The 18,453-nt window shown below is 68.7% G+C and carries 15 protein-coding genes and 2 pseudogenes; 8 read left to right on the top strand and 9 right to left on the bottom strand.

Translation table 11 applies throughout. The annotated features are described in order from the left end of the window. The first annotated feature begins 18 nt into the window (after positions 1 to 18). The 3 genes from ACKTSN_RS09185 to nhaA are packed head-to-tail and all read left to right on the top strand — an operon-like array spanning position 19 to position 2,206. Positions 19 to 426 carry a DUF3040 domain-containing protein gene (locus ACKTSN_RS09185; protein ID WP_409468624.1) on the top strand — a complete coding sequence of 136 codons (408 nt, stop codon included), beginning with the start codon at positions 19 to 21 and terminating at the stop codon, positions 424 to 426. Further along, entirely contained in the window at positions 413 to 871 is a 459-nt protein-coding gene (locus ACKTSN_RS09180) for a CBS domain-containing protein (protein WP_409468623.1), read from the top strand. Before ACKTSN_RS09185 ends, ACKTSN_RS09180 begins: the two co-directional genes overlap by 14 nt. 48 nt (positions 872 to 919) lie before the next feature. Continuing rightward, complete coding sequence (nhaA, locus tag ACKTSN_RS09175) at positions 920 to 2,206, top strand: Na+/H+ antiporter NhaA (RefSeq protein WP_409468622.1); 1,287 nt, start codon at positions 920 to 922, stop codon at positions 2,204 to 2,206. Positions 2,207 to 2,746: 540 nt separating this feature from the next. Here nhaA and ACKTSN_RS09170 read toward each other — a convergent pair. Beyond that, positions 2,747 to 3,268, bottom strand: coding sequence for a nitroreductase family deazaflavin-dependent oxidoreductase (locus ACKTSN_RS09170; protein ID WP_409468621.1), 522 nt, complete (start codon positions 3,266 to 3,268; stop codon positions 2,747 to 2,749). A 164-nt stretch (positions 3,269 to 3,432) separates the two neighbouring features. Between ACKTSN_RS09170 and ACKTSN_RS09165 the strand changes: the two genes are divergently transcribed. Both ACKTSN_RS09165 and ACKTSN_RS09160 read left to right on the top strand, forming a co-directional pair. After that, positions 3,433 to 4,074, top strand: a complete 642-nt coding sequence (locus ACKTSN_RS09165) for a SpoIIE family protein phosphatase (protein ID WP_409468620.1) — start codon at positions 3,433 to 3,435, stop codon at positions 4,072 to 4,074. A 34-nt stretch (positions 4,075 to 4,108) separates the two neighbouring features. Then, the gene (locus ACKTSN_RS09160) at positions 4,109 to 4,645 is read left to right on the top strand and encodes a MarR family winged helix-turn-helix transcriptional regulator (protein WP_409468619.1); all 537 of its coding nucleotides are present in this window, start codon (positions 4,109 to 4,111) and stop codon (positions 4,643 to 4,645) included. A gap of 215 nt (positions 4,646 to 4,860) precedes the next feature. Here the strand turns inward: ACKTSN_RS09160 and ACKTSN_RS09155 are convergent, their stop codons facing one another. From ACKTSN_RS09155 to ACKTSN_RS09130, 6 genes and pseudogenes are all read right to left on the bottom strand, one after another. After that, positions 4,861 to 5,805, bottom strand: a complete 945-nt coding sequence (locus ACKTSN_RS09155) for an MIP/aquaporin family protein (RefSeq protein ID WP_409468618.1) — start codon at positions 5,803 to 5,805, stop codon at positions 4,861 to 4,863. A gap of 629 nt (positions 5,806 to 6,434) precedes the next feature. Then, positions 6,435 to 6,620, bottom strand: a pseudogene (locus ACKTSN_RS09150) (cellulase family glycosylhydrolase); the annotation flags it as partial. Continuing rightward, complete coding sequence (locus tag ACKTSN_RS09145; protein ID WP_409468617.1) at positions 6,617 to 7,288, bottom strand: MMPL family transporter; 672 nt, start codon at positions 7,286 to 7,288, stop codon at positions 6,617 to 6,619. The pseudogene ACKTSN_RS09150 and the gene ACKTSN_RS09145, both read right to left, overlap by 4 nt. Before the next feature lie 647 nt (positions 7,289 to 7,935). Continuing rightward, positions 7,936 to 8,112, bottom strand: coding sequence for a hypothetical protein (locus ACKTSN_RS09140; protein ID WP_409468616.1), 177 nt, complete (start codon positions 8,110 to 8,112; stop codon positions 7,936 to 7,938). Between the two features lie 708 nt (positions 8,113 to 8,820). Beyond that, positions 8,821 to 9,309, bottom strand: a complete 489-nt coding sequence (locus ACKTSN_RS09135; protein WP_409468615.1) for a nitroreductase family deazaflavin-dependent oxidoreductase — start codon at positions 9,307 to 9,309, stop codon at positions 8,821 to 8,823. Positions 9,310 to 9,644: 335 nt separating this feature from the next. Continuing rightward, positions 9,645 to 10,820 carry an acyl-CoA dehydrogenase family protein gene (locus ACKTSN_RS09130; protein ID WP_409468614.1) on the bottom strand — a complete coding sequence of 392 codons (1,176 nt, stop codon included), beginning with the start codon at positions 10,818 to 10,820 and terminating at the stop codon, positions 9,645 to 9,647. Between the two features lie 331 nt (positions 10,821 to 11,151). Here ACKTSN_RS09130 and ACKTSN_RS09125 point away from each other — a divergent pair, with 331 nt between their 5' ends. The 3 genes and pseudogenes from ACKTSN_RS09125 to ACKTSN_RS09115 all read left to right on the top strand — a co-directional run bounded on the left by ACKTSN_RS09125 (position 11,152) and on the right by ACKTSN_RS09115 (position 16,363). Next, complete coding sequence (locus ACKTSN_RS09125; RefSeq protein WP_409468613.1) at positions 11,152 to 12,831, top strand: ammonium transporter; 1,680 nt, start codon at positions 11,152 to 11,154, stop codon at positions 12,829 to 12,831. Between the two features lie 24 nt (positions 12,832 to 12,855). Then, a pseudogene (locus ACKTSN_RS09120) lies at positions 12,856 to 13,308 on the top strand (GTP-binding protein); the annotation flags it as partial. Between the two features lie 190 nt (positions 13,309 to 13,498). Next, the gene (locus tag ACKTSN_RS09115; RefSeq protein WP_409468612.1) at positions 13,499 to 16,363 is read left to right on the top strand and encodes a helix-turn-helix transcriptional regulator; all 2,865 of its coding nucleotides are present in this window, start codon (positions 13,499 to 13,501) and stop codon (positions 16,361 to 16,363) included. A 13-nt stretch (positions 16,364 to 16,376) separates the two neighbouring features. Here the strand turns inward: ACKTSN_RS09115 and ACKTSN_RS09110 are convergent, their stop codons facing one another. Both ACKTSN_RS09110 and ACKTSN_RS09105 read right to left on the bottom strand, forming a co-directional pair. Next, complete coding sequence (locus ACKTSN_RS09110; RefSeq protein WP_409468611.1) at positions 16,377 to 17,084, bottom strand: LuxR C-terminal-related transcriptional regulator; 708 nt, start codon at positions 17,082 to 17,084, stop codon at positions 16,377 to 16,379. A 223-nt stretch (positions 17,085 to 17,307) separates the two neighbouring features. Next, positions 17,308 to 17,883, bottom strand: coding sequence for a transporter substrate-binding domain-containing protein (locus ACKTSN_RS09105; protein WP_409474782.1), 576 nt, complete (start codon positions 17,881 to 17,883; stop codon positions 17,308 to 17,310). Positions 17,884 to 18,453: the final 570 nt, after the last annotated feature.

Raw genomic sequence — 18,453 nt, 5'->3', positions numbered from 1 at the left:
AACACTCAGGTGATCGCCATGAACCCTTCGATGGACGACCGGCGCATCCTCGCGGAGATGGAGCGACACCTCTCCCGGGACGATCCCGAGCTGGTCTCGCTGATGGACGCACTGAACTACCAGTTCCCCGAAGAGCAGCAGGACGCCGACAGCCGCAACGACGGCGGCGGACGGCACGACTGGCGCTGGAAGGCATGCATCGCGTTCGCCCTCGTCCTCGTGGTGGGCCTGATCCTCACGCTGGTTCTCAGCGGGCCGCCTTCGGCCGTGGACAATCACGGGCCGCCCAACAGCCGGGTTCCGGCCGTATCCGTCCACACGCAGCGCCGGGGCCCTTGTCCCGGCGCGAGGCACAGGGCAACGCCTGCCCAGCAAGGGCGACGAACCACCGAGCTTCCAAGGGGGGAACCTCATGCGTGCACGTGATCTCGCGCAGTCCTGCGTCACGACCGGCAAGGACGCTCAGGCCATAGAGGCGGTAAGAGCCCTCGTCGAGCACGATCTGCCCGGGCTGCTGGTGGTCGATTCCGCCGGGCAGCCGTACGCGACTCTGCCCGCCTGCGACCTGATCAGGGCGCTGGTGCCCGCCTACATCCGTGAGGATCCCGTACTCGCCGACGTGATCGACGAACCGCATGCCGATCATCTGTGCCACGCGGTCGCGGGGCGCAAGCTCATCGACTGCCTCCCGGTGGGCAGGCCGTTCCTGCCCACGGCCGCTCCCGACTCCACCGCCATGGAGATCGCGGAACTGATGGCCCGCACCCGAAGCCCGCTCATCGCGGTCGTCGAACAAGGCGCCACAGGCCAAGGCCGCGTCCTCGGCGTCATCACGGCCGCCCACCTGCTGAAACAGCTCCTCCAAACGTGACGACTCGCCGACTCAGGAACTCGTCCAGGTCACCGAAAGGCCAGCTGGATGCCCGGACACAACCGCAGGAACCGCACCTTCCTCGGCCGTCTCCCGCTGCCCGAGCGGACGTTCGTGGCGGACGCCCTGCGCACGGAGACGGTCGGCGGAATGGTGCTGCTCGCCGCGGCTGCGGTGGCGCTGGTGTGGGCCAACACACCGTTGAGCGTTGCGTACGAGTCCGTACGGGAATTCCACTTCGGCATCGGGGCCCTGGGGCTGGACCTGTCCGTGGCCCACTGGACGGCCGACGGACTCCTGGCGATCTTCTTCTTCGTCGCCGGCGCCGAGCTCAAACGCGAGCTGGTGGTCGGGGAACTGCGTCATCCGGGAACAGCGGCACTGCCCGTGATCGCGGCGGTCTGCGGCATGGTCGTACCGGCCCTGGTCTACGGCCTGGTCGCCACCAGCATGGGAGGGACGTGGAACGGCTGGGCCGTCCCCATGGCCACCGACATCGCCTTCGCGCTGGGCGTGCTCGCGGTGATCGACACCCATCTGCCCTCCGCGCTGCGCGCCTTCCTGCTGACGCTCGCGGTGGTCGACGATCTCGGCGCCATCGTCGTGATCGCTCTCTTCTACACCTCGACGATCAACTTCCCTGCTCTCATCGGCGCCGTACTCGGGCTGGGGCTCTTCTTCCACCTGCACGACCAACGGCGCGTGCACGGCTGGTACTGGTACCTGCCGCTCGCGCTGGTGATCTGGGGCCTGATGTACAACAGCGGCGTCCACGCCACCGTGGCAGGAGTCGCCATGGGGCTGCTGCTGCGGGTGGCCAAGGACGGTGAGAGAGGCCGGCGTCCGGCCGAACAGATCGAGCACCTGGTCCGCCCGGTCTCCGCCGGAGTGGCCGTCCCATTGTTCACGCTGTTCGCGGCCGGCGTCAGCGTCACCGGCGACACGCTGGGGGCGGTGGTCAGCGAACCGGAACCCCTCGGCGTGGCACTGGGCCTGGCAGCCGGCAAGGTGCTGGGCATCTTCGCCGGTTCGTACCTCGCCGTTCGTTTCACCCGCGCCCGACTGAGCCCGGATCTCGCGTGGGCCGACGTGCTGGCCGTGGCCATGCTGGCCGGCATCGGCTTCACCGTCTCCCTGCTCATCGGCGAACTCGCCTACCCCGACCCCGCGGACCGCGAGCAGATCAAAGCCGCCGTCCTCCTCGGGTCCCTGACCTCCGCCCTCCTGGCCTGCCTGCTGCTGCGGCTGCGGAACAACAAATACCGACGGCTGTACGAGGAGGAGAACCTCGACGTCAACGCCGACGGCATCCCCGACATCTACCAACAGAGGTGACCCGCCCATGCCCCGGAGAGAGCCATGAACAGCTCGGTACGCACCTTCGACAGGTCCGGGCGGATGCTGGTGGCCGAGGCCGCCGAGTCGACGGTGAGCACGTACAGGGTGCGCGCCGAGGGCCGCCTGAAAGTCGTCCAGCAGCCGCTGGCCAACGGCCAGGACACACTGTGCTGGCTGGAGCGCGCCGGGGACTTCTTCTACGGCGGCAACACCGGCAATTCCACCGTCACCGGCTACCGCACCGACGCCCGCGGCAGGCTCGCGCTCACCGACGACGTCGGGATCGCCACTCCGCCGTCGGCGAAATCCCAAGGTGTCATCGATCTGGCGGTGACCAGGGACGAGAAGTTCCTGTACGTGCAGAACGCCGTCTCCGGCACGGTCGACGGCTTCCGTATCGGACGGCACGGCTCGCTCACCAGGTCACCACCGCTACCGGACTGCCCGCCTTCGCCGAGTCCGGCATGGAGGGCATCGCCGCGGTGTAAGGGAAAGCGGCCGCCGCGGCCCGGCGCCCCGGACGCGTTGTCCGGGGCGTCACCCGCGTTCGCGGCCGTGCCGGCGCTGTCTGTCGGCGGCTTCGAGCCGTACGAGAGGGATCGCCCGCCCCGCCTCGCGGAACGACGCCTCGCCGCCGCCCACGGGAAGGCCCATGAACGCACACAGGCGGCGGGCCGTCCTCGGATGCCGCCGGGCGTAGTCGGCCATGACCTCGGCGCCTTCGTCGGGGGAGAGGAAGTGGGCGGTGACGGCGTGGTGGCGGTTGCCGACCTGGATGACGGTCTTCGGCTGATGGCGCAGGTTCCGGTACCAGTCGGCCTGCGGCCCGAAGCCGGAGGCGATGGTCCAGCTGTTGTCGTCGGGCCCGTGGGCCACGACCTCGAGGACCACTTCGCGGTCGCGGCCGGTGACGCGGCCGGTGTGGTGCAGCAGGAGCAGCCGCCTGCCGAACACGGGCGCCAGGCCCGCGCGGAAGAAGAGAATCGGCAGCCGTACCACCAGGCGCCGCCATCCGGTGGGGAGCCGGGGTCGGCGTAGGGGGGTGTCTCTGTGCGCCATGGTCGCCTTCCGCGGGTCGGTGGAGGTCGGCTCCGGGCCTCGATCGGGTAACGGGCGGGGACGGGGAGCCGTCGCGCGACAACCACCTTTGCATAGTCTAAAGATGGGGGAGGGGCGCCTGGGTAGGGCGGCTCTCCAGTGCTGGGACACCGCTGGAGTACGCCATGATCACGAAGAAGCCGCCGTCCGCTCTCACGGTGCTGTCCCGGATGCCGGTGGCGGTGATGTCCGTGGTGGCGGTGGTGGACGTCGTCGCAGGGCCGGACGTGGGGTTCCTGCCGCTTGTGTCGCTCGGCCCCGCCTTCGCCGGCCTGGTCGGCGGATGGCGCCGCACAGCGGTGATCGGCGCGGCGGCGCTGCTGCTGTGCGTCGGGCTCGGACTGTACGACGGCCTGTTCGAGGGGCGCCGGGGATACATCGCCCTGGCGTCGGTGGCCGGGGTGACCGGCGTGGGCATCGCGGCGGCCGTGATGCGCTCGCGCCGGGAGGCGGAGCTGGCCAGTGTGCGGTCGATCGCCGAGGTCGCCCAGCGGGTGCTGCTGCGGCCGGTCCCGCTGACCGCGGGCCCGCTGCAGGCGGCGGTGTCGTACACCTCGGCGGTCGCCGAGGCCCGTGACGAAACCGGCCGCTTCTATCCGCTCGACGAGCGCGCGCACCTGCTGAAGGACCCCGACGCGCACCGCGCGTTGGAGGCGCTCCGCGAAGACCTGGTCCAGCATGCCGCCGGGCCGCCCCATGGCGACGCCGCGATGCTCCTTCTGCGCCACCACGGTCATGAGCAAGGAACATCTGCCCCCACCGGGTGAGTGAGCAGGGATTTCGGCACGGTAGAAAGGACGCATGCCGGAGCGAGAGACGCCTGCTGGGGCCACGGACGATGTCGATGCGGTCACCCGTGCTGTCCTGACCGCGTCACGCCTGCTGGTGGCGGTCTCCGCCCGGTCGCTGGCCGAGGTCGAGGAGCGGGTGACGCTGCCGCAGTTCCGCATGCTGGTGGTGCTGTCCACCCGCGGGGCCACCAAGCTGGTGGCGCTGGCCGATCTGCTGCAGGTGGCCCCGTCCACCGCGATGCGGATGGTCGACCGGCTGATCGCGGCCGGGCTCGCCGACCGCAAGGCCAACCCCGACAACCGCCGCGAGACCCTGCTGCGGCTCACCGAGGAGGGCCGGCGCACGGTCGCGGACGTCACCGCCCGGCGCCGTGCCGAGATCGCCGCGATCGTCGAACGGCTCACGCCGACGCAACGGCTGGCACTCATCGAGGCCCTCGCCGCCTTCAACGAGGCCGGTGGAGAGCCCCTTGCGCCGGCCCTGGACGATGCGGAGCCGCACCCGCTGGGCTGGGCGGTGGACGTCCCCGTGACGCGCGACGCCTGACGCGCCGGGGGCATCTGCTCCGTGCGTCACTTTTCCACCCCTGGCCGTTTTGCATAATGCAAGGGAACTGTGAAAGCGCGGCCCGCTGCCCGATCCCGGCAACGGTGGCCGCACCCGTGTGTCCTGCCGCGGGCAGTGCGGATCGTCCGCCCGTGCGGGGCCCGGCGCGGGACGCGCTCGTAGAGGACGGCTCCCCGCACCGGGTAGATCACTGGCTAGTCCTCGTCGGAGGTTGTAGGACGCGTCCGCCCCGGTTCCGGAAGCTCGCCCATCTGTGTGCGGAGGTGCAGCACGTCCCCGATGAAGAGGTCGTACACCAGCACTCCGATCGTCCCGCCGACGAGCGGCCCGACGATCGGAATCCACCAGTAGCCGCTGAACGCCCCGGACAAGCTGCCCGGAAACGCGAGTTCCCCCCAACCCGCCATCCAGGTGAACAGGCGCGGGCCGAAGTCGCGGGCCGGGTTGATGGCGTATCCCGCGTTCGCCCCGAAGGACATGCCGATCGCGGCCACCACGAACCCGATCACCAGCGGACCCAGGTTCGCCTTCACGGCCACGTTGCGCAGATCGATGACCGCCGCCACAAACATGACCAGGAAAGCGGTGCCGACGATCTGGTCGATCAGGGGCCCCCAGATGCCGCCCTGGAAGTACGGCGCCGGGAAGGTGGCGAAGATCGAGAACGAGGCGAGCGTGTGCCCGCCCGTCTTGGGCCCCGTCATGGCGTCGTCGAAGGTGTTGATGGCGTCGTGGTACACGGCGTAGACCAGCGCCGCCCCGGCCAAAGCCCCGAGCACCTGTGACACCCAGTACGGGACGACCTTCACCCAGGGGAACTTGCGGCGAACGGCGAAGGCCAGCGTCACCGCCGGGTTGATGTGCGCCCCGCTGACCCCGCCGGCCACGTACACCCCGAAGGCCACGGCCATCGCCCAGCCCCAGGTGATCAGAAGCCAGTCCCCGGCCCCGAGGAAAAACGTGGTGGGCCCCGAGGTGCGGCCCGAGCCGGGCAGCGCGGCGACCGCCGTCGCCACCACGCCGCAACCGAAAGAGATGAGGACGAACGTCCCCAGGAACTCCGACAGACATTCGCCCCACAAGCCCGCGCGGCGACGGAACCGAGAGGGCTTCATCAGAGGCTTGATCTCCACAGCCATGCGATCCTCCCAGATGTGTGCTGCGGTCACCGCCGACCGCAGTTCTCACGTCGTAACGCGGCTTGGGAGTCGCGGCAACCGCAGAAGGCGCTGCGCGGTACCCTGCGGGGCGGAAACTGCTGGCCAGGGTCGGTAGGCCAGGTTGCGGAGAGCGCTTTGACGAGTTGCTCACGGTTCATCCTTGAACGTCCGACCATCGAGCTTTCCACCTGCCCGCCCGAGGGCGCGACGGCCGTCTGCGTCGACGAGTTCGAGGAATCCAGCACCAGCTTGCCGTCCACCCAGCCCAGCGGATACGGGTGGTGATCGGCCGGCCAGATTCGGACCGGCGATGTGAGACTTCGAGAGACATGAGAGGGTCAGACGGGTGAGCGAGACACCACCGAACACCCTGCAATACCGCTTTGACGGGCCAGAAGACGCACCTGTACTGATCTTGGGTCCCTCGCTGGGCACAACATGGCACAGGTTGTAGGGACCGTCCAGGGGGGGCTACGCCAGTCCAGCGAGGGCATGAAATCGCAGCAGAGCCCCGCATCCTTCCACCGGAGCTTGCCGCGGTCGTAGAAGGAGCCGTTGTCCCACAGGACGGTGGTGACCTTGTTGGTGCGGGCGGCGTGGCCGAGCGCCTCGAAGTACTTCAGCATCTCACCGCGTTCCACGGCGCCGGGACCGTGGTCGTAGCCGAGCAGGCCGTACTCGCCGAGGACGACGGGGATGCCCTGGGCGACGAAGGTGTCGCGCATCCGCTTGAACGTCTTGTCCAGGTCTGCCCGGGTCTGCGCGTCGAACCGGGTGGAGCCGGCGACGTTCACGCTGAACGGGTAGTAGCCGTAGAGGCCCACTTGCCGAGCATCTGTATGACGGAGGGGACGATGAGGCAGCGGATGACCACCGCGCCGAGCAGGATCGCGACGGCGAGGCCGAGTCCGAACTGCTGGAGCATGCGGTCGGAGCTGAGCACGAAGGCGGCGAAGACCACGATCATGATGGCGGCGACTGCCGTGATCACCTTGCCGGTGGAGGCCAGTCCTTCACGAACGGAGTGTGAGTGGTCCTTGGTGCGTGTCCATTCTTCGTGGATGCGCGAGATGAGGAAAACCTCGTAGTCCATGGACAGGCCGAAGACGATCGCGAAGATCAGTGCGGGGATGAACGCTTCGACCGGTCCTGGCTGTGCTCCGAACCAGCCGTGCTGGAAGACCAGGGTGATCACGCCGAGTGCGGCGGAGATGGACAGCAGGTTCAGGACGGCCGCCTTGACGGGGATCCAGATGGAGCGGAAGACCAGCAGCAGGAGGAGTGAGGAGACGCCGACGACCACGGCGCCGGCAGTGGCGGATCGCCTCGACGGCCCGTTCCACGTCCTCGGCACGGTACGAGACGGCCCTGAACAGCACGTCGAAAGGGAAGGGACCGAGGTGCGTGACAGCGCCTTCGCCCGGTCCTCCGCGAGCCGGTCGGCGTAGCCGATCTTGAGCATTTCAGGGAAGGCAGGGTTCTGCTGAACGTACACGAACCCGGTAGTCCGAGGGGAAGGCAGGGGAGTCAAGGTGCGCTCCGCTGTGCGTCGCCGGATTGCCGGTCCCCCTGTTGCCCGAGAGAAACCGGAGAGCACGACCGGCGGATCGGCCGACAGCGCTACGACCCCGCCTTCGAGGTCGCGGTGGGACGATGCGGTGATCTGGTGGCCCGAGGAGACGTGCTCCATCGCCTGAGCCGGCAGTGGCCGACGTGCCGGGAGGTCTGGCGCGGGCTCGCTCGAGACGGGGGGGCAGGAGCGAACCCGCATGTGAGAACCGTATCCGAGGGATGAGTGGACGAACGGTCCGCGCGGCAAGGGTGGGAACGATCAGGAAGGAAAGACTTCCCCTTTGGTCTTTTACCTTTGGTCTTTTACCTTTCCGGGCCCGGCCGCGAACGTCGGCCGCCGGCTCCTGACGGCGCGGACCTGTCATGGGGCGCCTCGCTGCGGGTACCGCTTGCCGTGGGCCGTTGACCGCGCGCCTCGCGGTCGCGCTGACGGTTCAGCAACCCGATCACGACCCTGTGGCTGGCCCCATCCGCCACGCCGGATGCCCGGGTAGTGCTCAGTGCCTCCGGGTAACGGGCGCGCCCGCCTGGCGCACGTCACCCCTGGGAGGCGGTGAAGAATCTGAGCCACGCCTCGGCCCGGGTCTGCGTGAAGCCCTCGCGCCGATGCGCCGATCTCGGCACGGACTGCTGGGCATCCGCCTCCAGTTCAGCGAGCCGGCGTTCGGCAAGGTGCACATCTGCGGTGGGACCGGGCGTCGCCCGGTCCGTCACCGGCCGTCGGTGGCACCAACTCCCGCCGTGCGCACCCGACGGGCCCACCGTGCCGGGGCCCACGCACGCCGTTGAGCACCCTGGTTGCCGCTGAGCCGCCCGCAGCATCCGTTGCCTCGGGCAGAAGGGCCCAACACAGCGCCCGGCAGTGGGGCGTCGACAACTCGTATTCGAGCAGGCCCCGTTGCGCCTCGGGCTCCAGGCGTCGGGGTGAGGACGGCAGGGCAGGCGGGTCGGAGTTCGATGGAGCAAGCGGGCGCGTGGGCGACAGGAGACCCAACGCGGAGCGATCACGTGGCCGGTCGTCGGCGGGATACCCGGCCATCGTCGTGTCACGAGTGCGGTGCAGGCAGACCTGGTGATCGCAGGCTGAAGGCCACCGACGGGTGGGCGAAGCGGCGACTCGGTGAACAGCCCGAAGTTCAGCGCAACGTGGTGGGGCAGGACAGATTCCCCGGCCTGCCCCACCACGTTGCGGAAGGCGTGTTCAGTTCGGTCGCCTGCGGCGGCTGGGTTGCACGGCCGGCTTCAGCCTCCCCCTTGTCCGGAGCATGCGCTGCGCCTCGAGCCATTCGCACCGTGGACACAGCGGTAGCCCCGGGTCACTCTCCGAGAACTCAGCGGGGCCCGACAGAGCACCCACTCTGCGGTCGGCTCCCTCAGCAGGCGGGGAGGCATATCCCACCTTTCAAGACGTACGGCGGGACCCTAGCCCGCCGGCTCAAGCACGAGCACGGGAATGACGCGGTCGGTCTTGGACCGGTAGTCGTCGTAGGACGGCCAGGCCGCGACGGCCCTGTCCCACCACTCCTGACGCTCGTCGCCGTGGACCTGCCGTGCCCGGTACGCCTTGGTCTCCGTGCCGTCCCAGACCTCGACGTCGGGGTGGGCGACAAGGTTGTGGTACCAGGCGGGGCTGGTGGGGGCGCCGCCCTTGGAGGCAACCGCCGCGTAGCAGCCGTCATGCTCCACGCGTATCACGGGCGTCCGGCGCGTCCGACCTGTCCTGGCGCCGCGGGTGGTGAGAATTACCAGCTGTGTCTTGGTGCCGCCGTACTCAACGGCAATGCTTTCGGTCGTACCGGTTTCGAGGGCTGTGCCTACCAGTCGTGCCTGGTCCTGAACCCACACTTCGTCGGGCAGGACACTGAGGTCCATGTCGGCGGTGGGCTGTTCGGGCTCTTCCTGCTGTGTCATTCGATCTCAGTTCTTCTCTGTGGATGCCTCGGTAAGCGTCGGACAGCGCTCTACCGAGACCATATGGTGAGCGGTCGCTCTCGACTGGGGGCTTAAGCACGCGAGTGGCGCGAAAGGTTGCCCCCGCGTAGCGATATCGGGTAGTCCCGAAGTGCCCTGAGAGTTTCTAGCACCCAACAGGTCACTCAGGCTCTGTCGTTCGCGGCATGAGCCGAAGGAATGGCGTGCGTGGCACGTCTTTCGTGATGCCGTGCTGACGCAAGCGACACAAGTGCGGCTCCTGGACCTTGTTGCCCCGGAGCCGGGCTTGTGTCGCGATGGGTCCTTGGATGTGCTCAGACCATGAGGCTGACGCGGTCGTGGATGCCGAGGAGGGACTTGCCGTAGACCTCCAGGCCGACGGCGGGAACGAGGCCGGCGTGGCGGGCCGCGGTGTTGGCGTCGCGCCAGATCCGCTGCAGCGGGCTGTCGTCGGCGAACGCGGACGAGCCGCGCGCGTTCAGCAGCGTGCTGATCGCCTCAACCACCTGCTGGGCCGCATATCCGGCTCGGGCCCGGATGTGCGTACGTGTGGCGTAGTCCAGCCGGCCCGCCGCGCCGCGGTCGACCTCGTCGACCGCCTGATAGGTGAGCAGCCGGGCAGTCTCCAGCTGCAGCGCGGCCTGCGCCACCTGGGTCTGGATGCCGACCGAGTCGGCCTGCCGGCCGTGCACGGTGAACGCCAGCGGCTTCGATCCCGCGGCCTCCACTACCGCCTCGAGCGCCGCCTTGCCCAGCCCGAGCAGCGGCCCGACCAGACACAGCAGCAGCATCGGCCCGAACGCCGCACCGTACAGCGCCTCCTCCCGGTCCGAGCGCGGGTACGCACCCTCCGCCGCCGCCGGAACCGACAGCACCCGGTGCTCGGGAACGAACACGTCCCGACCGACCAGGGTGTTGCTGGCGGTGCCCCGCATCCCGGCCGTGTGCCAGGTGTCCTCGATGGCGAGCTCGGAGGCCGGGATCAGCACCAGTGCCTGGTCCTTCACCTCACCGGTCTCGTCCTTCAGCAGCGCACCCACCGCCGCCCACGTCGCAAACGGCGCACCGGAGTTGTACGACCAGCGACCCGTCACCCGCCAGCCACCCGGCACACGTTCCCCGACACCCGTCGGCGCCGCAACGCCCGTCACCCGCGCATCCGGATCCGCACCGAACACGTCCTCCTGCGCCTGGTCCGGGAACAGACACGCCAGCCAGTTCGTCACCGAGATGATCATCCCGACCCAGGCCGCCGAACCGTCCCCCTCACCGAGTACCTCCGACACCTCCGTCAGCGTCCGCAGATCCGTCTCATACCCACCGAACCGCCGAGGCGTCAGCAACCGGAAGACCCCCGCGTCCGCCAGCGCGTCGACCACCTCCTTCGACACCATCCGCTCCGCATCCCCGCGCACCGCAGACTCCCGCAGCAACGGCCGCAACTCCGCCGCCCGCGCCACCAACTCCTCCCTGGGTTCACCTGCATTCACGGACGATCGGGCCACTCCAGCACCGTCGCCAACACTGCCCACCGACTACTCCTACGTCGCGTCATTGGATTGGGCGCCCGATCTACCGGGCGTATACAAACGCAGGAGCCCGGCCACCGGGCCGCGCTCCTGCTGGAGAGCCTATGACCGACCGGGCACTGTGTCCAACAGCACGTCATCGTTTGCCTTGCTGCCGGGCTCTGCTCACGAGCCGGCCATGTAGAGTGGCTGAAATCGCGTATGTAAGTAGCTGTGCGCGGCGGAGGTCTGCTTACGCACTACGTCGAGTGACGTATAGACAATCGTCGAGCGCGCGGGAGAATGGCGCTCGGTGATCAAGGGGGCATCAACATGGCCGTCCGCACCCATTCTCTGTCAATACAGGATTCAATTTGTTCTCGATTTCCGCCGCGCCGTCCAGCATGCGTTTGCCATACCTGCATCAGGAGACAGTGTGAAATACAACCCGGAATCCATGGACCCCGCGGCCATGGCCTGGGTGCTGGCTAGCGCGGCGCTGGTCCTCATTATGGTGCCGGGTATTGCATTCTTCTACAGCGGAATGGTCCGGGCGATGAACGTGCTCAGCATGCTGATGCAGAATTTCGTCGTGATGGCGCTGGCGAGTGTCCTCTGGGTGCTGGTCACTTTCTCACTCGCCTTTGGCGAGGGGAATGCCTTCGTCGGAGATCTGCACTTCGCAGGGCTGAGTAATCTGGACGAAGTCGTCCCCGGATTCACGGACGAGCACGCCCTCGTCGTGCTGCCGATCGTGTTCGCGCTGTTCCAGATGATGTTCGCGGCGGTCACGCCCGCCCTCATCACGGGAGCGGCCGCCGACAGGTGGCGCCTCGCGGCGTTCGTCCCCTTCGTGGTCTGCTGGTCGATCCTGGTGTACGCACCGGTCGCGCACTGGGTCTTCTCCCCCCTGGGCTGGGTCAGCCGACTCGGAGCCCTGGACTTCGCCGGCGGCCTGGTCGTCCACGTCAGCGCCGGGGCGGCCGGACTGGCCCTCGCCGTTGTCATGGGCCGACGCCAGGGCTGGCCGGAGGAGCCCATGCCGCCGCACAACCTCCCGCTGGTGCTGCTGGGCGCGGCGCTGCTCTGGTTCGGCTGGTTCGGATTCAACTCCGGCTCGGCTCTGGCGGCGAACGGCCTTGCCGCCCAGGCCTTCATCAACACCAACACCGCCTGCGCGGTGGGGCTGCTCTCCTGGATCAGCGTCGAGCGTCTCCGGTATGGCAAAACCACGACCCGGGGCGCCGCCTCCGGTGCTGTGGCGGGGCTGGTGTCGGTGACGCCCGGCGCGGGCTACATCACGACCAGCGAGGCGATAGTGGTCGGCGTGCTTGCCGGTGTGTGCTGCTCGTTCGCCGTATCGGCCAAGGAATGGCTCAGGCTCGACGCCTCCCTGGACGTCGTCGGGGTCCACCTCATCGGCGGGTTCATCGGTTCGCTCGCCGTGGGCCTGTTCGCCTCGGAAGCGGTCAACCCGCTCGGTGGGACAGGCCTGTTCCACGGCGGGGGCTACCGGCTGTTGTCACTTCAAGCCCTGGCCGGTGTCGTCGCCGCCGCGTACAGCTTCGTGGCCACCTACCTCATCGCCAAGCTCATCGACCGGATCGTCGGCCTCCGGGTGTCCCCGGCGAGGAGTTGCAGGGCATGGACCTGGCGCTGCACGGCGAAATGGCCTACAACCTTCAGGGCCGGAGGCGTCCGGAACGCAGGCGCCCCGCGCCTACGGGCAGCTGAGGTCGCCGCAGAGGAATGCGCCGACCGTCCCGAGTCCGTCCGTGTCACGACTTCCCCTGGTTCTCACGTGACCGGGAGTGCCCGCCCCCAGACCGTGACCAATCTGCGTTCCCCCAGAAAAATGGGTGTCAACCATGAAGCGCGTCCCAACTGCACCCCGGTCCGGACCCTGGCGCCTGGTGGGTGTCGTCGCACTGGCGGCGTTCCTCGTCGTCCCCTTCGGCGTCATGCTGGTCCAGACGCTTTTCTCCACGGGTGACCAGCTCCGCACGGTGCAGGCCAGGCTGAGGGAGTCGACGACTTCAGCCATGTGCCGGTGAAGACCGCCACGACGGTCGCCATGGACTTCGGCAGGATCACGATCGACGACGACCTCGCCCTGTACTTGGTCGGCACTCCAGGCCAGGACCGCTTCGGATTCATGTGGCACGAAGTGATCCAGGGCGCGCTGGGTGCCTTGGTCATCGTGGACAGCCGGCGGCTGTCCGACTGCTACCCCGCGATCGACTACTTTGAAAAGCTGCAGCTTCCCTTCGCGGTGGGGGTCAACCGCTTCGACGGCGTAGTCGCGCACGACCTCGAGTCCGTCCACTGGGCGCTGGCTATCGACGAAAGCGTTCCCGTCGTGTCGTTCGACGCCCGCGACAGGCTGTCGGTCCGGGAGGCCTTGCTCGTCGTGCTGGGTGTCGCCCTCCGGCGGACACAGGAGCAGTCGGCCACGGAGGCGGACTGGTAACCCTGCGATGCCGTCACGTCGGGAGAGATCGACGCTCCCGTCGCCCCGCTCCAGCGAGTGAACCTGTCGCTTTCCCGGACGGGTTGGAACAACAAATTCCCGAAAGGCAGTTTGTGATTCAAGTAGTTGTATCGACACCCCTTCGAGCAGTCGCGTCGACAGCCGCTGAGATGTTCTTGGCGGAGTGCCGATGACGCTGAACGGACAGAGCCGGGACCGGACAAGCACGCAGGGCCCCGGGCAGCCACTGTCGGGAGGGGACGAGCCGGCACGGACGGAGTCCGGCCACGTTCATCTGGTCGGCCGGACCAACGAGCTCGCGATGCTGGACAGGTTGATCGAACAGGTGCGGGGCGGCCGGGCGCCATCGGTGCTGCTCCATGGCGCCGCAGGAGTGGGCAAGACGGCCTTGCTGGACGCGGCGGCGATCCGCGCGCGGGCCGACGGGTTTCAGGTGCTGCGGGCCACCGGCGTGGAGTCGGAAGTCACTCTTCCGTTGTCAGGACTGCACCAGCTGCTGTACGGCCTGGCAGATGAGTTCCGCCGGCTGCCGGACGGGCAGCAGGCGGTCCTGGAGTCCGCCCTCGGGCTCTCCCAGGAAGCCGTACCGGAGCGATTCGTTCTCTCCTCGGCCGTCCTGACGCTGCTCCACTCCCTGGCCTCGGACCGTCCTGTGCTACTGGTCGTCGACGACGTCCAGTGGATCGATCGGGCCAGCGCACGGATCATCGCATTCGCCGTCCGGCGCCTGGCGCCGAAGCAGAGCGGCTTCCTCGGCGCGGTGCGGACGGAGTGGAAAACGTCCATCGACATGAGTCCCCTGCTGCCCTACCGCGTCGAGCCCCTCCAGCACCCGTCCGCGGCCGAGCTTCTGGACAGTCGCTTTCCTGGGCTGGCTGAGACCGTGCGGCAGCGGTTGCTCGACGAGGCGGCCGGCAATCCACTGGCGCTGCTGGAGCTGCCGACACTGCTCAGCCAGGAGCAGCTGGCGGGCCAGGCGCAGCTGCCGAGTTTGCTGTCGCTGAGTGACCAGCTGGAATCGCTTTACATCGGCCGGGTCCGGAGCCTGCCGGAGGCCACCCGGGACCTGCTGCTGCTGGCCGCCTTGGAGACGACAGGGAGCATTCGTGCGATCTGGTCGGCAATGCCCGGGGGATGCCCCGCCGCGGACCGCGCAGTGGTCCCGGCCGAGCGGGCCGCGCTGGTGAGAACGGATGCGGCGAATGACCGGTTGACCTTCCGGCACCCGCTGGTGCGGTCGGCCATCGTGCAGTTGGCAACGCCCGACCGGCGCCGCTTCGCACACCGCGCTCTGGGTGCCGCTCTCGACCATGAGCCGGAGCGTCAGATCGGGCACCTCATCGCCGGTTGCCTGGGACCCGACGAGGACGCGGCCCAGATGCTCGAGAGCGCCGCCCACCGGGCCGCGCAGCGCGGCGCGGCGACTGTGGCCGTCATCGCACTGCGCCATGCCTCCGGTCGCAGCCCCAAGGACGAGGACCGATCCCGTCGGCTCACCATGGCCGCGCTCGCGGCCAGCCACGCCGGCCAGCTGGACGCCGCCGCGGAGATGCTGGACAGCGGCAACTACAACTACTCCAGTCCCGAAGACGCGGCCCGAGCCGCGTCTGCCGCCGCCTTCCGGCTGATACATCGTGACGGCGACGTGCGCTCGGCCCACCGGCTGCTGCTGCGCGCCCTTGACGATGTCACCGGCCGCGGTGCCGCGGAGGTACCCGGCGCTCTCGCCCAGGAGCTGACGGACGAGCTCTTCTACCTGCTGATCAAGGCCTCGTTCTACGGTGGGAGCCGGGAGCTGTGGGAGGAGATCGCCGACCGGATATCGCGTGCCTCGGAGTTCACGAAGCTGAGCTTCGACGCCCTGGCCGACCCCGTTCGTCGCGGCCACACCGTGGGACGGCGGCTCCGGTTGGCATTCGACGGCCTCACCGAGGCGACAGACCCGCGGCGCATCACACAGCTGGCCTGCGCCGCCTTGTTCTGCGACGACCTCAGCCGCTACCGCGAGCAGGCAGCGCGTGCCGCGGAACAGGCGCGCTCCGGTGGGGCGTTCGCCAGCTGGGCATCCGCGACCCTGCTGCTCGCCCTGGAGGCCTACCACACCGGTCGCTGGCAAGAGGCGGAGGGCTTGCTCCGAGAGGGCCTGAAGGTGACAGACGAGTTCGACTACGCGCTGCTCGGCTGCCGGATGCGGCACCAGTTGGCCCTCATCGAGGCCGGGCGCGGGCACTCGGAGGCGGTTGAGGCCCTGACCGACGACATCGTGGCGGTGTCCGTGCCCCGGGGCGTTCAGTCCGGGCAGATGATGCTGCGCCAGTCCCGTGCTCTGCTCGCACTGGCAGACGGCGACTATGAGACGGCCTACCGGCACTGTGCTCGCATCAGCCCGCCAGGGCAGTTCCCGGCTTACGTGCCCTGGGCGCTGTGGTCGGTGCTGGACCTGGTCGAAGCGGCCGTCATGACCGGCAGGATCCAGGAGGCCCGCGCTCATGTGGCCGCGGCCGTGCAAGGTGACATCGGTGCCCTCTCGCCCAGGACCGCCCTCCTGGTCGCAGGAGCTGCCGCGGTCGCCGCCACGGACGAGGAGGCGCAGAAGCTGTTCGAAGAGGCACTCACCCTGCCGGACGCCGACCGCCATGCGTTCGAGAGCGCACGCATCCGCCTCGCCTATGGTCAGTGGCTGCTCGACCAGGGGCACAACGCTGCGGCACGCGAACAGCTCGGGTGCGCCATGGGCACGTTGGAGCGGCTGGGAGCCGAGCCGTGGGCGAAGCGAGCCCGCGAGGCATGCCGGAATACCGGGCTCGTTGTCGATGCGCGGCCCGAAGCGGACGAGGCCGCGCTCACGCCCCGAGAGCTCCAGATCGCGAAGCTGGCCGCCACCGGCAAGAGCAACAAGCAGATCGCAGCCGAACTCTTCGTGTCTCAGCGGACCGTGAGCACGCACTTGTACAACATCTTCCCCAAGCTGGGCATCACGTCCCGGGCAGCGCTGCGCGACGCGCTCAGGGCCATCGGGGAGCACGGCTCGTAGGGCGCAGGCCCCGTCACAGGATCCCGAGACGGGCTCCGTAGCCGACAGCGTGGGCGCGGTTGCGGAGCCCGAGACGGATGAGCAGGCCGTGGATGGCGTTCTTGATGGTGCGCTCCGAGTAGCTGAGTTTCTCCGCTATCTGCTCCGTCGTCCAGCCTTCGGAGAGCAGCCTGACGATGTCGATCTCGCGCTCCGTCAGGGCGAACTCGGAGGACTCGGCGGACTGCAGGACGCGCAGCCCCTCCACCAGCTTGCGGACCAGTGCTGCCGGAAGGTGGGCGTGGCCGGCCCGGCTGCTCATGATGACGGAGAGGAGGTGCTGCATTTCCGTCTGGCGACGGGGGAGGAAGCTCACCAGCCGGTGACCGATCGCGCCGGTCAGCTGGGTTTCGCTGATGCTGTTGGCCACGAGGACAATCCGCATGTCAGGGTTTGTCGTCTCCAGCGCGGCCCGCCTGAGTCCGGCCAACGTCGCGGACGTCACGTCGTTCGCCAGGATCAGTACCACATCGGCCTTGGCCCGGTCCGCGACATCGAGTACATCGACCTGCGGTCGGGAGCGAAGGTATTCCGTGACACCCTCACGGGTGAGCGGATCTCCGGCCAGGACGGCAACCGTGGGCGGCCGCTCGGGACCTGAGCCCCCCTGAGCGGGATCAGCGGTTCGTGCGCGGCCGCCGGGATCTCGCAAAGCGGGGCGGGATGGGATGGTCGGTTCCATGGGACACTTCTGCGACGGGTCGGCCAAAGGTGCGTTTCTGGGCAGGCAGATTTTCCGAATTGCCGAACCGAGCTTCCCTCACGGCAGGCAATCGGTCCATACGCGAAATGACTCAGATCGCCGGGTCATGGTCGTCGGGCAGTCTCACCGGTACTACGTAGCAGACGTAGCGGGTCCTGGGATGCGGTGACCGGGAAGTGGCCGGCAGAGGGTCAGCCCGCGGTCAGAGTGCCGGCGCTGACGGCCCTTCAGCCTCGTAGCGCCTGTCGCTGTCGACGCACCTCACGGAGTAGAGGGCGGCGGGGGTGTCCGTGATCTGCACGTCGGCGGTCCCCGCACCGACCAGGTCAAGCGTCTCCCCGTTGGTGTCCCCTTCCACGACCGTGGGGGCCTTCTCTCCCCTCGTCAGGCAGTTGGTCACCTGTTGGGCCATGAAGTCCACCTGGGTGGTGGCGCGCTGCACGGCCACGGTCCGTCCGCACAGATCGCCAGGCTCGTCGATCCGGCGAGGGTTTCCCTCGCGCACCACGAGGGAGCTTCCCGAGGTGAAGTAGTCGAGGAAAGCGACCTGGTTGCGCGCGGAGAAGGCGCCCGAGTTGCCGAGCTGGCGCTTCTTGGTGTCGGTCATCCCCGCCACCACGACGTCGAACTTCTTCGCCTTGAGGCCGGGGAGCAACTGGTCGAATGATGCGTGCTCAAACCGGAACCGGACTCCGAGCTTTCTGCCGAGGGCGGCCGCAAGGTCCGGCTCGAACTCCACCGCCGAGCCGTCGGCCCCCCCTGAACTCCATGGGCGGATAGACGAGGTCGCTCCCGACCACGATCACCCCGGACTCCCGGTAGGGCTGGGGCAGCAGTTTTGTGGGCAGCTCGCCGCTCGCCGCTCGGCGCCACCACAGCCGGCCAGCAGGGAGAACGCCACCGACAGGGGGACGAGCCGCCTCATGGCTCGGCCGTGCTTCGGTCGAGAAGCCATGATGAGTCTCCTGATGGGGCAGGCGAACGGGTGCCTCGACACCGAAAGATCCAGCGGCCGGTCTTCGTGCTCCGGGGTTCGTCACCCGCGAGCGACGTCCGGTCGCAAGGCATGATCGCGCCGTGGCGTCCCGCGGACCATGCGGCTGCCCGTTTGTACCCCTTCGAACTGCCCTTGGGACCCGGCCGCCGTGTCGTGCGGGAGCACGCACCGGGATCCTGGGGGCGACGGGCCCCGCGAACAGCACGTTCGACCGGCTGCCGCCGTAGGTGGACAGCAGTGAGGGCGGTCGCCGGTGCCGATCGACGCGGTTACAACTGCCTGACCGGTGCATGCATGATGGCCCCGTCAGAGTCGGCACCGGCTCCGGGCCAAGTGGAGCCATGCGGTGCC

It is taken from the genome of Streptomyces flavusporus (genome assembly GCF_046267975.1).
Classification (GTDB): domain Bacteria; phylum Actinomycetota; class Actinomycetes; order Streptomycetales; family Streptomycetaceae; genus Streptomyces; species Streptomyces flavusporus.
The sequence above is the reverse complement of the archived record's forward strand: the minus strand, read 5'-3'. Positions and strand labels throughout refer to the sequence as shown.